This is a genomic window from Streptomyces kurssanovii, from assembly GCF_040677245.1.
Lineage (GTDB): Bacteria > Actinomycetota > Actinomycetes > Streptomycetales > Streptomycetaceae > Streptomyces > Streptomyces kurssanovii.
Genome location: NZ_JBFAQK010000015.1, coordinates 90,538 through 106,050, shown reverse-complemented (window position 1 = coordinate 106,050; position 15,513 = coordinate 90,538). Strand labels below are relative to the sequence as shown.

At 73.2% G+C, this 15,513-nt stretch carries 5 protein-coding genes; all 5 read left to right on the top strand.

What is annotated here, in order from left to right; translation table 11 throughout:
- Window positions 1–199 precede the first annotated feature (199 nt).
- Complete coding sequence (locus AB0K36_RS14095; protein ID WP_364592950.1) at window positions 200–2,710, top strand: SDR family NAD(P)-dependent oxidoreductase; 2,511 nt, start codon at window positions 200–202, stop codon at window positions 2,708–2,710.
- A gap of 62 nt (window positions 2,711–2,772) precedes the next feature.
- Window positions 2,773–10,251 carry a beta-ketoacyl synthase N-terminal-like domain-containing protein gene (locus AB0K36_RS14090; protein WP_364592947.1) on the top strand — a complete coding sequence of 2,493 codons (7,479 nt, stop codon included), beginning with the start codon at window positions 2,773–2,775 and terminating at the stop codon, window positions 10,249–10,251.
- Between the two features lie 29 nt (window positions 10,252–10,280).
- Window positions 10,281–11,903, top strand: a complete 1,623-nt coding sequence (locus tag AB0K36_RS14085; protein ID WP_364592944.1) for a PfaD family polyunsaturated fatty acid/polyketide biosynthesis protein — start codon at window positions 10,281–10,283, stop codon at window positions 11,901–11,903.
- A complete protein-coding gene (locus AB0K36_RS14080) occupies window positions 11,900–13,759 on the top strand; it encodes an acyl-CoA dehydrogenase family protein (RefSeq protein WP_364592941.1) in 1,860 nt (619 codons plus the stop codon). The genes AB0K36_RS14085 and AB0K36_RS14080 overlap by 4 nt, the downstream gene beginning before the upstream one ends.
- Window positions 13,756–15,513, top strand: a complete 1,758-nt coding sequence (locus AB0K36_RS14075; protein ID WP_364592938.1) for an acyl-CoA dehydrogenase family protein — start codon at window positions 13,756–13,758, stop codon at window positions 15,511–15,513. Before AB0K36_RS14080 ends, AB0K36_RS14075 begins: the two co-directional genes overlap by 4 nt.

Sequence of the window (15,513 nt, the reverse complement as noted above, 5' to 3'; positions counted from 1 at the left end):
CAAGCGGGTTCAGATCATGGGTGCGTTGCAGGATCGGTTCCCGGTGTCGGGTGATGTGGATCCTGAGCGTCTGGGTGAGTTGCGTACGCTCGGTGACGTCGCTGGGTTCCTGGCGTCGTCCGCGTCTCCCGCCGTGTCCGCTCCAGCTCCCGTTCCCGCTCCAGTGGCTTCCGGCCCCGACGTGGAGGCTCCGCTCGTCGTGACGTACCCGGCTGCGGACGGGGTCGGCCGGACCTTCGCCGGCATACGTGAACTGCCCGTTCCCTCCACCGTTGTCGGTGCCTACGCCGAGCAGCGGACGGCGCTCGTCATGGACGACGGCTCGACGCTGACGCAGCCCCTCGTGGCCGCACTGCGGGCCGACGGCTGGCGGGTCGAGGTCGTCGGGCTGCCGGACGGTATCGCGACCTCCGTCGAGGCGGACTCCGTGCGGTCGCTGCGCACTTGGGAGGCCGAGGAACTGGCCCGTGTCGTCACGGCCGGGCGTCTCGACCTCGTGGTGCAGATGGCGGCGGCGGCCGGGCAGAACTGGTCCGACGCGGCCCGGCGGCTGGGGCACACCGTCCTGGTGGCGAAGCAGACGCAGCCCGCGCTGAAGGCCGCTGCCGCGGCCGGCGGCAGGGCGGCGTTCGTCGCGGTGACGCAGATGGACGGTGCGAGCGGCTACCGCGGCGGCGGCACCGGATCGGCCCTGCTCGGCGGGGTGAGCGGCCTGGTGAAGACGCTGGCGATCGAGACGCCGGAGATCTTCGCCCGTACGGTCGACTTCGCGCCGGGCATGGACGCCCCGACCGTCGCCGCCCGCTTCCTGGGCGAGATCCAGGATCTGGCGACCGGCATCGCGGACGTGGCGCACGACGCGGACGGACGGCGCACCGTCGTCCCGTCGGCAGAGGCGCCGGCCGTGCATGTGACGCCCGTACCCGAGATCAGCACGCGGGACCTGCTCGTGGTGACGGGCGGGGCCCGAGGCATCACCGCCGACTGTCTGGAGGCGCTGGTCACGGCACGCCCGGCCGGTCTGCTGCTCCTGGGCCGCAGTGAGGTCTCGGCCGATCCCGGCTGGGCGCTGGGTCTGGAGGGCGCGGCCCTCAAGGGCACCATCGCCAAGCGCATCGCCGCCACGGGGGAGAAGCCGACACCTCGCGGGGTCGAGGCGGTCTACCGGGAGGTGACCGGCAGCCGGGAGATCCAGGCCAACCTGGCCAGGCTCCGTGCGACCGGCGCCACCGTCGAGTACGTCACCGTCGACATCACCGACGCGGAGGCCGTGACCCGCGCGCTCGCGCCGTACGCCGCACGTGTCACAGGTGTCGTGCACGGTGCGGGAGTGCTCGCCGACCGGCTGATCGCGGACAAGACGCAGGAGGAGGTCGCCAAGGTCCTCGGGACGAAGATCGTGGGTCTGGGCAATGTGCTGGACGCGCTGCGCGGCACGGCGGCCCTGCGTCACCTGGTCTTCTTCTCCTCGGTCGCCGGGTTCTTCGGCAACCGTGGCCAGTCGGACTACGCCGTCGCCAACGAAGCGCTCAACCGGCTCGCGGTGCGGCTCAAGCACGAACTGCCCTCGGCGCGGGTCACCTCCGTCAACTGGGGTGCGTGGGACGGCGGCATGGTCACCGACGATCTGCGCCGGATGTTCGCCTCGCGCGGTGTGGAGCTCGTTCCGGTGGAGACCGGCGCGGGGATCTTCGCCGAGCAGTTCACCGCGGCCCGCGGTCATGACACCGTCATCGTCGCCGGACCGCTGAAGCCGTTGTCCGCAGCGCCGGCCGACGGTGCGGCGCCCCCGGTCTCCCTGCTCGTGGACCGCACACTCGCGGACATCGCGGCGGAGACGGTCCTCGCCGACCACGCGATCGGCGGCAGGCGGGTACTGCCCGCCACGGCCGCCCTGGGCGCGCTGGTCAACACCACCGAGACGGCGACGGGGAAGCCGGTCACCGAGGTGAGCGGATTCCGGGTCTTCAAGGGCGTCGTCCTGGACGGCGACGGCAGCGGCAACGGCGCCGACGCCGACGCCGGCAACGACGGACAGGCCCGAGGCGCGGGCCGGCTGCGGCTGTTCATGGAGCCCGGCCAGGCCACCGCCCCCGGTTCGGTCGACGTGCTGGCCTCCGCGGTGGACGACGCCGGGCGCAGCAGGCCCGCGTACGGCGGCGTCCTCGGCACGGACCCGACCGCCGGCCGTCCCGCGGACCGGCCGGACCTCGTCCGCGCCGCCCGTGAGGCGGACCGGACCGACGCGGCCCACCTGTACCGCGACGGGACGCTCTTCCACGGGCCCACGCTGCGGGGCATCCGCGGCATCCTCGCGGCCGACGAGCGGCTGTTGCTGATCGGCGCACGGCTCGGCGACACGCGTCCGGCGCGCGGCGCGTACCACGGGCGGTTCCACAGCCCGGTGCTCGCCGATCTGATGCTCCAGGCCGCGCTGGTCTGGGTCCGGCGGTTCCGCAACCGGGCCTGCCTGCCGATGGAGATCGCCCGCGCCCGCTACTTCGCCGAGCTCCCCACGGACCAGGAGTTCCTGATCGCCGTGGAGAACATCGTGGCGGGACCGGCCGGCATCACCTGCTCCGTCACCGCGCTCGATCGCGAGGGCCGTGTCCTTCAGGTCATGGAGGGGGTGTCGGTCGTCGAGGACCCGCAGCTCGAGGGGAAGTTCGGGCCGGCCGAACGGACCGGCGCGGCGACCGTGACGGTCTGACGGCCCGATCGCCGACCACTTTCCCGAGCGGACATTCGGACAACTCGGAGGCTGACCCAACCATGGGCAAGTACGCGATCGTCGGCCTGGCCTGCCTTTTCCCGGGGGCGGGGACACCCGACGACTACTGGCGCAACCTGATCGGCGGCGTGGACTCACGCACCGACGGGAACGACCGGATCTTCGGGCACTCCCCGCAGGCCCGGGAGACCGACCCGGAGGACAGGCACCGCATCTACTGCACCCGGGGAGGCTTCCTCGGCGAGTACGACGAGAGCACGGCCTTCGAACCGAACGGATACCTTCTCCCGTCCGACTACCTGGCCGGCCTGGACCGCTCGTTCCACTGGGCGCTCCGGGTGGCCGGGGACGCACTGGCCGACGCGGGACATCCCCCGACCGCGGGCGGTCCGAGCCGGCGGAGGACCGGGGTGGTGTTCGGGAACTATCCGTTCCCCACCCCGGCCTCCGGCCGGTTCACCGGTGACCTGTGGGACTCCGCGGTGGCCCACGGACTGGCGGACGCCGCTCTGCGCGTACCGCCGGACGCGGTGGCCGGGCCCGGTCCCGGCTCACACCCCACGGCCGCCGCGCACAACCTCTGGGCGGGCGGCATGCCCGCCAGGGTGGTGGCCGCGGCCCTGGGCCTGGAGGGGCCCAGATTCACCCTCGACGCGGCCTGCTCGTCCGCGCTGTACGCGCTGAAGCTGGCGTGCGCGCATCTGGAGACCGGGCGTGCCGATCTCATGCTGGCGGGCGGTGTGTGCGCACCCGACCCGACCGTCATCCATCTGTCCTTCTCCGACCTGCGGGCCTACCCGCCGGACGGTTTCAGCCAGCCCTTCGACGAACGCTCCCGCGGCATCGTCACCGGCCAGGGCGCGGCGATGATCGCCGTGAAGCGGCTGGCCGACGCCAGGCGCGACGGCGACCACGTCCACGCCGTCATCGACGCGCTCGCCCTCACCAACGACGGGCCCGGCAGGCACATGCTGGTACCGAACGTCACCGGGCAGCTCGCGGCGTACGAACTGGCCTACGGGGAGGCCGGCGTCGATCCTTCCGCCGTCCAGTACCTGGAATGCCATGCCACCGGCACTCCGATCGGGGACGGCACCGAACTCGGCGGCGTCGAGGACTTCTTCGGACGTGGCCCGCTCCTCGGGTCCGTCAAGGCCAATGTCGGTCACCTGCTGACCGTCGCGGGCATGTCCAGCCTCCTCAAGGTCGTCCTGTCCCTGTCGCACGGCGTGATCCCGCCGACCATCGGCGTCGACCGCCCGCTTCCCGGAACGGTCGCCGACCGTGTGGTGCGCGAGGCGGTTCCGTGGCCCGAGCCGGCTGCGGGCTCGCCCCGGCGGGCCGGTGTCTCGGCGTTCGGCTTCGGCGGCACCAACGCGCATGTGGTGCTGTCGGCGCCGGACGGAACACCGGCCGAGGCGGAAGCGGGACCCGGTGCCGAGCCGGGTGCCGAGGTGCCGCCGCTGGCCGTGATCGGCATGGGCGCCCACTTCGGCTCCTTCACCACGCTCGACGACTTCGAACGGGCCGGCTACGAAGGGCACGACGCCGTACGCGACCTGCCGGAGCAGCGCTGGCGCGGCTTCGAGACCGTGCCGGGCGGCCCCCTGGACCAGGCAGGGCTCGCCGGCCCGGCGGCCCCGCGCGGCGCGTACATCGAGGACTTCGAGGTCGACACCACGTCGTACCGGATACCGCCCAAGGATCTCGACCACTTCAACCAGCAGCAGTTGCTGATGATGCGTGTCGCGGAGGAGGCACTGCGCGACGCCGGATACGAACGCCCCCGTCCGGGCGCCGACGCCGCCGGCGGCCCGCGCCGCGTGGGTGTCGTCATCGGCATGGAGATGGAGCCCAGCGCGCACGGACACGGCGCACGTTACGAGCTGGGCCGCCGGCTGACCGAATGGTGCGCGGCGGCGGGCGTCGAGCCCTCGCCGCGGCAGCTGGCGGAACTCACCCGGGCCGCGCGCGACGGCATCCACGACTCCATCGAACCCAACGAGGTCCTCAGCTACATCGGCAACATCATGGCCAGCCGGGTCGCCTCCCTGTGGAACTTCACCGGCCCCTCCTTCACGCTCTCCTCCGACAGCGCGGTCGGCGTCGAAGCCCTCGACGTGGCCCGGCTGCTGCTGCTCGACCCCACCGTCGAGGCCGTGCTCGTCGGCGCGGTCGATCTCGCCGCGGGCCCGGAGAGCACGCTCGCCCGCGAACTGCTCGAACCCGGCGCCGTCCGTGACGGGATCCGCGTCCTCGGGGAGGGCGCCGGCGCCGTCGTCGTCACCCGGTCCGACGCCGTGGCCGAGGGACGCACCGTGTACGCCACGGTGCGGTCCCTCACCGTGCACCACGCGCCGGACGTCACGCCCACCGTGCGCCCCGAGCTGGTCGAACGCGCCGCGGAGGACGCCCTCGCGGCCGCCGGGCTGACCCCGCGGGACGTCGAGCTGGTCGAGGCCGGGCGCGCGGGCGCAGCGGAGGTCGAGGGGCTGGCGCGGGTGTGGACCGGTGATCGGGCGGGCGGAGAGCTGCGGACCGCCCTGAGCGGGGTACGGGGCGCCGTCGGTGACACCGGCTGTGCCTCCGGGCTCGCCGGCGTGATCCGTGCGGCGCTGTGCCTGCACCACGCCTACTTCCCGGTGGCGCCGGACGGGATCGGCGCCGAACGGCTCGACGGCTCCGCCTTCTTCCTCGCCGGCGACTCCCGCCCCTGGCTGCGGACCCGGCGCGACGGGCGGCGTGCCGCTTCCGTCAGCGTCACCGGCACGGCCGGCAGCCACGCGCACCTGGTGCTCACGGGCGCCACCGTGCGCGGCGAACTCGCCGCGACCGACTGGTCGCGGTCCGGTGGGGGACTGGTGGTGCCGGTCGGCGCCGACGACTTCGACGGCCTGCTCCGGCGGCTGGCGGAGGTGCGGTCGGCGCTCGACGGGGACGCCCACGCCGAGGTGTTCCCGGACAGGCCGGCCGCGCTCAAGGCCGTACTCGTAGCCGACGACACGGCGGGCCTCGTCCGGCAGATCGACCAGGCGCTCAAGGATCTGCCCGGCGTGTGGCGGTCGCGCGGCGAGTGGTCCTCACCGTCGGGAAGCTTCTTCACCGCGCGGCCGGTGGGCCCCGGCGCGAAGGTGGCCCTGGTCTTCCCGGGTGCCTTCAACTCGTACCTGGGGCTGGGGCGTTCGCTGTTCCGGGCGTTCCCCGGGCTGCTGCCCCGTTTCGAGGCCCAGGCGGAACTCCCCGCCGAACTGCTGCGCAGTGCCGCCCTCTATCCCCGGTCGCGCGGCCCGCTGGACCGCCGCGAGCTGATGCGGCGGGAGGGCGAACTGGTCGATGACATCCCGCTGATGCTCGCGGCCGGCACCAGCTACGCCCTGCTGTCGACGGACCTGGTGCGGGAAGTGCTGGGCATCGAGGTGCACGGGGCCTTCGGCTACAGCCTCGGTGAGAGCAGCATGCTGTTCGCGACGGGCGGCTGGATCAAGAGCGCGCGCGGGGACGAGAAGATCAGCGCCTCGCCGCTCTTCGACGACATGCTGCGCGGGCCCAAGCGCACGGTGCGCGAGCTGTGGGGCCTCGGCGACGAGGTGGCGGACGGGGACGTCTGGGCGACGCACGTGGTGCTCGCTCCGGCCGAGAAGGTACGGGCGGCCGTCACGCGCTACGACCGGGTGTACCTCACGCACGTCAACACCCCCCAGGAGTCGGTGATCGCCGGCGACCCGGGCCAGTGCCAGGAGCTCATCGCCGCACTCGACTGCCGCAGCGCCCGATCCCCCGCCAACCATGTGATGCACTGCCCCGTGGTGGACGGTGTCCTGACCGACCTGGCGGACCTGAACCGCTATCCGACGGGCGACGTCGGGGACCTGGTCCTCTACAGCAGCCGTCACTACGCGCCCGTGACGGACTTCGACGCGGACGCCGTTGCGGGGAACATCGCGGTGACACTGCGCGAGACGGTGGACTTCCCCCGGCTGGTGCGGCGCGCGTACGACGACGGATACCGCTGCTTCATCGAGGTGGGCCCGAGCAGCACCTGCGCGCGCTGGATCCAGGAGACCCTGGCCGGCACTGCGCATCTCGCTGTCTCCGTCGACCGCCGAGGGGCACGCGGGGCGAGCGACGTCGCGCGTCTCGCCGCGCGCCTCGCGGGCCACGGCATCCCCGTCGACCTCGGCGCCTTCGCCCCGGCCGGCAGGCCACGCAGGGCGGTGGGCGTCCGCAGCTTCCCGACGGGCGGCGCCCCGGTCCCGCGCCTGGTGACGCGGGCGGCGGCACCACTCGTCCCGCACCTGCCGCGCGCGGCGGTGCCGGCGGTGGCCGGTGCGCCTGTGCCGCCGGTGCCGACCGGTTCGGATGCTGCCACGCCGCTCGCGCCGGCCGTGGGGCTTGCTCCCTTGGACGTCGCGTCCGGGCCGAACGTGCCGGCCGAGCCACCCGTACCGCACCTGCCGCGTGCGGCCGAAGCGCCGGTGCCCGCGATGGCGAGTGCGGGGGAGCCTCCGGTGCCGGCGGGGGCGAGTGCCGCCGCAACTGCTCCCGAGCCCGGCGCGTCCGCGCCGAACGTGTCCGCCGAGCCCGGCGCGGCGTCTGCGAGGCCTCGCCACGGCGACGTCGTCGCTTCCGGTGCTCGACCGGCGCCCGTACCGGGGGCCGGTGGCCCCCTCATCCCTGCCCCGGCGCACGCCAGGGGCTCAGACACCCCGACGGAATGGGACACCGCAATGCCGAACCGCCCCTCCGCGCAGCCGAAGGCGCCGGCCCTGGTGCTGGAACGGGAGCCCATCACGATGATCCCGGCGGGAGCCGTCGTGCTGCCGTCCGGACCCGCCGAGACGCGGGCGGAGACGGTCGAGCCGCCCGGTCCGGCGATCTTCGGAGCGCCGCTGCCGGTACCGCCCGCCCAGCCCGCGCCGAACCGGGCGGCGACGGCCGACGGGACCACCGCCGTTCTCGTGCGGGGGCTGCGCAGCGACATGCTGGAGGCGCACCGTGAGGTCCTCAAGGCCCAGCACGAGCTGCGCGAGGAACTCGTCGCGCTGCTCTCGTCCGGCGGCGGCCGCGCCACGGCGCCCACGGCACTCGCCCCGCCCGCGTCGCCCCGGCCGCCGAAGCCCGAAGGCGTCGTGTGGGACGAGCACGATCTCCTCGAGTTCGCGACCGGCAAGATCGGCAACGTCTTCGGCCCCCGCTTCGCGGAGATCGACGGCTACCGCCGCCGGGTCCGGCTGCCCGCGCCGCCGTACCACTTCGCCACCCGCGTCACGGCGCTGGACGCCGAACCGGGCGAGTTCAAGCCCTCGTTCATCCGTACCGAGTACGACATCCCGGTGGACGCCTGGTACGCCGTGGACGGGCAGGTCCCGCCGGCCGTCACCATCGAGGCCGGCCAGTGCGACCTGCTCCTGATCAGCTATCTGGGCGCCGACTTCACCAACCGCGGGGACCGCGTCTACCGCCTCCTGGACAGTTGCCTCAGCTTCGTCGGTGATCTGCCCCGCGTCGGGCAGACCCTGCGCTACGACATCTGGATCGACCAGTTCGTGCGCCAGGGCGACACGCTGCTCTTCTTCTTCCACTACGACTGCTACGCCGACGGCGAGCTGATCCTCAAACTCAACAACGCCTGCGCCGGGTTCTTCACCGACGAGGAGCTCGACAGCTCCCTCGGCATCATCCAGGGCAAGGCCGTTCCGCCCAAGGGCGACGGCGCGTTCTCCGGTGCGAGCTCGTTCAAGCCGCTGGCCCGCACCGAGCGCACCTCGCTCACCTCCGCGGACCTGGCGCTGCTCGCCGACGGCCGGATCGCGGAGGTGTTCGGGCCGGGGCACCGCCAGCCCGCGGGCTGCAACACCTCGCTGAGGCTGCCCACGGAACGCCTCCGCATGGCCGACGAGGTCACTCTCCTCGACCGCTCGGGCGGCCCGGCGGGCCTCGGGCGCATCGAGGCGGTGAAGCGGCTCGTCCCGGACGGCTGGTACTTCACGAGCCACTTCCCGGACGACCCGGTGCTCGCCGGCTCGCTCGTCGCGGAGGGCGCCGTCCAACTGCTGGAGGTGTACGCCCTCTCCCTCGGCCTGCATCTGTCGTTCCCCGACGCCCGCTTCCAGCCCGTTCCCGGTCTGCAGACCGAGGTCAAGGTCCGCGGACAGATCACCCCGGACACCGAGCGCATCGAGTACCGCATCGACATCACCGGACTCACCCTGCTGCCACGGCCCGCGATCACGGCGGACGTGGTCGTGCTGCGCGACGGCAAACCGTCGATCAGCGTCAGCGGTCTCGGTATCCGCCTGGTGGAGAAGCCCGGCGCCCCGTTCCGGCCGGAGGCCGGCGGCAAGGTGCCGCACTTCCTCGGGCGGCTGAGCCCGGCCACGGGGCAGCCCGCGATGCTCAGCGAGTTCCACATGGCGCACGCCGCCAAGGGCGACCTGGCCACCGCCATGGGGCCGGAGTTCGAGATCTACGCGGACAGCAGGGCCCCGTACATCCCCAACGGGGACTTCCTCTTCGTCGACCGTGTGATGGAGCTCGAGGGCACCCGGGGTGTCCTCAAGCGCGGCGCGGTCATGGTCACCGAGTACGACTCGCCGGACGACGCCTGGTACTACAGCCACAACGGGCACCCTCACATGCCCAACTGCGTGTACATGGAGTCGAGTCTGCAGGCCGCCATCCTGCTCGGCTACTACCTGGGAGCCACCCTCCACGAACCCGACGAGCAGTTCAGCATCCGCAACCTCGACGGGCGCGCCACCCTCGTGAAGGACATCGACCTGCGCGGCAAGACCGTTCAGCACCGCTCCACACTGCTGTCCAGCGACCGGATGCCCGGCTCGGTCCTGCAGAACTACCGGTATGAACTCTCCGCCGACGGCGAGGTCTTCTACACCGGTGAGTCCCTCTTCGGCTACTTCAACGCCAAGGCGCTGGAGAACCAGGTAGGTCTCGACAAGGGCAAGCACGTACTGCCCTGGCTGGACCGGCAGCCCGGCCGTCCGGCGGGGATACGCCGGGTCGAGCTGCCGGCGTACCGCGCCGGGGAGCCGGCCCGCGGCGGCCCGCGGCTGGCGGGCGGCCACCTCGACCTCGTCGAGTGGGTCGACGTCCTGCCGGGCGGCGGCGATCACGGCCGCGGCTATCTGCGCGGCCACCGCACGATCCGCCCGGACGACTGGTACTTCTCCTGCCACTTCCACCGCGACCCGGTGATGCCCGGCTCGCTCGGCGTCGAGGCGCTGCTCCAGGGCCTCCAGGTGTACGCGGTCGAGACCGGACTCACGGACGGCCTGGTCAATCCGCGTTTCGCGCTGCTGTCCGGCAGCGAGACGACCTGGACGTACCGCGGTCAGATCCTGCGCACCGACCCGGACATGGAGTTCGACGTGCACATCAAGGAGGTGCGCCGCGAACCGGGCCGGATCCAGCTGCTCGGTGACGCGAACGTCTGGAAGTCCGCCCTGCGGATCTACCAGCTCGGTGGCATCGGCATCGAGATCCACCACGACCAGGCCTGATCCGGCGTGAGACCTACAGGAGACTCAGCATGACCACCGACGTGTACCGGCCGCGCTGGAGCGGCCCCGGGCAGCCCGCGGTCGGCGACACCGGGATCCACCAGGCCCTGACGCGGCTCGACGAGCCCGTGTACATCCTGCGCGGGCCGTACGGCCTGGGGGCCGCGAGCGGCGGCACGGTGACCGCCGACGGTGACCACGAGATCGTCGCCGCCGCGCCGCCGCTCGGCCCCGAACGGCTGGGCAGCGCCGCCTTCCTCGCCGACCACGGACTGCGCCAGGCCTACATGAGCGGCGCCATGGCCAACGGCATCGCGTCGGCCGACATGGTCGTCGCCATGGCACGGGCCGGTTTCCTCGGCTCGTACGGAGCGGCCGGCCTGCTGCCCGAGGCGGTCGAGAAGGCACTCGTGCGCTTCCGCGACGAGATCCCCGGACTCGCCTACGCCTGCAATCTGATCCACAGCCCGAGCGAGGAGCGGCTCGAGCGCACATCGGTCGACCTCTTCCTCAAGTACGGCGTCCGACGCGTCGAGGCGTCCGCCTTCCTCAAGCTCACTCCGCACCTGGTCCGCTACCGGGTGGCCGGGCTCACCGCGGGCGGGCCGCACGGCGTCATCGCCGCAAACAAGATCATCGCGAAGGTGTCCCGACCGGAGATCGCGGACCTCTTCCTGCGGCCCGCGCCCGAGGCGATGGTGCGTGCGCTCCTCGAGGACGGCCTGGTCACCGAGGAGCAGGCCCGCCTCGCGGCGCTGATCCCGCTGGCCGACGACATCACCGTCGAGGCCGACTCCGGCGGCCACACCGACCGCCGGCCGCTGCCCGCGCTGCTGCCGGTGATCATGCGGCAGCGCGACGCCGTCGCGCAGGAGACCGGCTGCCCCGCGCGTATCCGGATCGGGGCGGCGGGCGGGATCGGCACCCCCGAGGCGGCGGCCGCCGCCTTCGCCATGGGGGCCGACTACATCGTCACCGGCTCGGTCAACCAGTCCTGTCTCGAGGCCGGAACGTCCGCCCGGGTCAAGGAGATGCTGAGCCAGGCGGGCATCGCCGACTGCGACATGGCGCCCGCCGCCGACATGTTCGAGATGGGCGTCGAGCTCCAGGTGCTCCGACGCGGCACGTTCTTCCCGATGCGGGCCAAGCAGCTGTACGAGCTGTACCGCGCGTACGACGGCATCGAGGCGATTCCGGCGGACGTACGCACCCGGGTCGAGGAGCAGATCTTCCGGCGGCCGCTGGACGACGTGTGGGAGGAGACCGCCGCGTACTTCCGCCGCCGTGACCCGGGCCAGCTCGCACGCGCCGAGGGGAACCCGAAGCGGCGCGCGGCCCTCATCTTCCGCTGGTACCTCGGCATGGCCTCGCGCTGGGCGAAGACGGGGGAGGCGGACCGCGCCGTCGACTTCCAGATCTGGTGCGGGCCGGCGATGGGCAGCTTCAACGCCTGGGTGCGCGGCACCTACCTGGCGGCGCCCGAGCACCGCCGGGTGGCCGACGTGGCGCGTCAGATCATGGCGGGGGCGGCGTTCCACCAGCGGCTGGCCGTTCTGCGGGCCGCGGGCGTCGCCTTCCCCGCGGGCTTCGCGACCCGTCCGTCGCCGGAGGACGCCGACTCCTGCGATCCCACGGTGGGGGTGGGGCGGTGACAGCGGCCCGCACGGCGACCGCGCCCGCCCCGGCCCCTGTACCGGCCGCCGCGCCGTTCGCCCGCGCCGAGGCGCTGGACGCGGCGCTGGGGGACCCCTGGCTGCCGGGCAACCCGTACGGCTTCGCGGCCGGGGCGGCCCGCGACGCCGCGGAGACGTACCCGGCGGCGGCAGAGACCCGGCTGCGTGCGGAGGGCTTCCACCTCTGCCATCTTCCCGAGGCGCTGGGCGGCACACTGCGCTCCTTCGAGGACACCCACGTGACGGTGCGCGTCTGCGCCCGCCGCGACGTGAACGTCATGCCCGCCACGATGTTCAGCATCTCGGCCGTGACGACCGTCCTCGCCGCCGGTACGGCCGAGCAGCAGCGCACGGTCGCCGCGTGGCTGCGGGACGGCCGCACCATCGCCTTCGGGCTGTCCGAGGAACAGGCGGGCAGCGACGTCCTCGCCAACAGCTGCCGGCTGGACGCCGACGGCAGGCTCACCGGGGTCAAATGGCTGGTCGGCCGGGGCGCTTCGGCGGACGCGGCCGTCGTCGTGGCGCGCACCGCCGAGCGCGGCCCCGCCGCGTTCACCGCCCTGCTGCTCGGGCCCGAGGAGCTGGCCGACGGCCGCGTGCGGCGCCTTCCGGCGCGGCCCACCACCGGGATGCGCGGCATCGACTTCGCCGATCTGGAGTTCGACGGCCTCCCCGTGCCGCCCGGCGCCGTCGTCGGGGACACCGGCAGCGGGCTGGCCGGGGCGTTGCGGGCCCAGCAGGTCGTCCGGCTCATGAGCACCGCGGGCTGCCTGGCCACCGCCGACACGGCGCTGCGTACGGCGCTGCGCTTCGCCCGTGCGCACCGGACAGGGGGCGAGCGCGTCGCCGACACGCCCTACGGATCCCGCGAACTGGCCCTGGCCGCCGCCGAACTGATCGCGACCGACGTGACCGTGCTCGCCGCCGCGCGGCTCGTCCATGTCGCACCGGGGTCGTTCGGCCTCTGCTCCTCGGTCGTCAAGCACGTGGCCACCCGTCTCACCGCCGCCTGCGCCACCCGGTCCCGTGCGCTGGCCGGGGCCCGCGGGGTGCTCCGTGAGGGGCGGGGCGCGGTACTGGACAAGGCGGTCCGCGACAACGCCATGGTCGCGGTCATCGACACCAGCGTGCTCGGCAACCTGCGGGCCATCGCCATGCACCTGCCCGCGTACGCGTCCGCCTACGACGGGGAAGCGGCCGGGGCGGCCCAGCCGGACGGGACGGCCACTGCGGACCGCGAGCGCCGGCTGACCGCCGTGTTCGCGTTCGGCGACGCGGACGTCCTGCCGGGCGTCGACCCGGCGGCGCTCGACCTGGGCGTACGCCCGAAGGACGACATCCTGCTGGGTTTCGCCGGGCTCGCGGACGCGATCGCCGCCGAACTCGGCCGGAGGGGCGACACCCGTGCCGCCGCCCTGGTGACGGGTGTCCACCGGGCGCTCGGCGGCGTCGTACGGGAGGCGGCGGCTGCCCAGCGTGACCGGGCCCGCTCGCTGAAGGCGTCCCCGGAGCTGCTGGACCTCGCCGACCGGCTGTGCCTGCTGTACGCGGCGGCGACCGCGGCCCTGGCGTGGTGGTCCCACCGCGACGGCGCCGGACTGTACGGCGACGCGTCGCCCGGAGCCACCGGGTGGCTCACCGCCGTCCTCGGTCTGCTGACCACGCTCGCGGACGGCCGCGAGCCGCGCTCCGCGGGCCCCGACGCCGCCCCGGCCGGGCGGCTGATCAACGAACTCGACGCCGCACGAAGGCTGTTCACGGCCCTGCCGGTACGGCTCAGTGACGGCACCGCACACCGGGCCGGCCCGGACGACGTGGAGGACGAGAAGCGATGACCGATCTGCCGGCCCTGATGGCCGACCTCGAACGTCACCTGGGAGACCCGGACGACCCGGCCGGACCCATGCCGTTCTCGCGCATCCTCGACCTGGACGAACGGGAGCAATATCCCCACGAGTTCGTCGATCTCCTCGCCTCCTGGGGGCTGTACGACTGGATCGTCCCCGCCGAGAACGGCGGGAAGGCCGTCGACGTCCAGGACGGCTTCAACCTGTACCGGCTGGTCGCGCGGCGGGACCCCACGTCCGCGACGGCCATGGTCCTCACCAGCCTCAGCTACATGCCGGTGTGGATCGCCGGCACCCCCGAGCAGCGCCAGCACTTCGCCGATGTGATCAGAGGCGGCGGGAAACTGGCGTGGGGGCTGTCGGAACGCCGGCACGGCAGCGACATCCTCGCCAACGACACCACCGCCCGCAGAACCGGGGGCGGCTGGCTGCTCGACGGCGAGAAGTGGACGATCGGCAACGCCACCGTCGCCGACGTCGTCATGGTGTTCGCCCGTACCTCGGAGCGGGGCGGCCCGGGCGGATACTCCGTCTTCGCCGTCGAGAAGGCCGGCATACCCGCCGACCAGCTCGAGCACCTGCCGGACGAGCCGCTGCACGGACTGCGGGGGCTGGACATGAGCGGGGTGCGGCTGCGGAACTGCTTCGTACCGGACTCCGCGCTCGTCGGCCGGGCCGGGCAGGGCCTCGAGACCGCGCTCAAGAGCAGCCAGTTGGCCCGGGTGGCCATCGCCAGTATCGCGATGAGCTGTGTGGACACGGCGCTGCGCACCACACTCGACTTCGCCGTCCGGCGCACCATCTTCGGCGGGCCGGTCTTCGAGGTCCCCTACTCGCAGCGCCAGCTCGTGGAGAGCTTCGCGGACCTCCTGGTCACCGACGCGCTGACCACCGGAGCGGTGCGCAGCCTCCAGCTGAGCCCCGACCAGGCGAGCATCTGGTCGTCGGTGGTGAAGTACTTCGTCCCCACCTTCCTGGAGGAGACGCTCGGGCGGCTGACCACCGTGCTGGGTGCGCGTTACTACCTGCGCTCCCATCCCCGGCATGCGATCTTCCAGAAGGTCCTGCGGGACTTCGCCATCTCCAACTTCGCCGACGGCAACACCGTCGTGAACCTCAAGAACATCGCCCTCCAGCTGGAGAAACTGCTCGCCAACGCAACGGCCCAGGACCCCGAGGCCGTGGCCGGCGCGGTGGCGAGGACCGGTCCGCTCTTCGACCCCTCCCGTCCCATGGAGCCCTACCGGCCCGCGGAGCAGCAGCTGTTCAGCCGGGGCGTCGACGACCCGGTGCTCGCGCTGCGCTCCGCCGTCGACGAGCTGCGCTGGTCCGCCGGGGCCGCGACCGGCCGCGACGCGGCACAGCTGGCCGCGGCGGCCGACGCCGCCGGCGCGATCGCCGGCGAGTTGGACCGGATCGCGGAGGAGCACCGCAAACTCCTCTCCGACCAGGGCAAGGACGCCGCCTCCTCCGCGGAGCTGTACGACCTGGCCAAGCAGTACACCACCGTGTCCGCCGCGGCCGCCGTCGTCCACCTCCACCTCAACGGGGGTCACTGCATGGACCCGGCGCTGCGTTCCCCCGCGGTGCTGCTGATGTGCCTGGAACGGCTGCTCAAGCGGTTCCACCCGACCCGGCGGATCACGGGACCGCAGGAGATCGCCGAGGTCGCCGCGGCGCTGTCGTCGGCGCACGGCGAAGGCCGGCTCTTCTCCTTCCGGGCCTTTCCCGTCAACCGGTGA

Bases quoted from the DNA above. Each gene is read 5' to 3' on its own strand.
- AB0K36_RS14090 (WP_364592947.1), top strand. From the start codon at position 2,773: ATGGGCAAGTACGCGATCGTCGGCCTGGCCTGCCTTTTCCCGGGGGCG.
- AB0K36_RS14085 (WP_364592944.1), top strand. From the start codon at position 10,281: ATGACCACCGACGTGTACCGGCCGCGCTGGAGCGGCCCCGGGCAGCCC.
- AB0K36_RS14075 (WP_364592938.1), top strand. From the start codon at position 13,756: ATGACCGATCTGCCGGCCCTGATGGCCGACCTCGAACGTCACCTGGGA.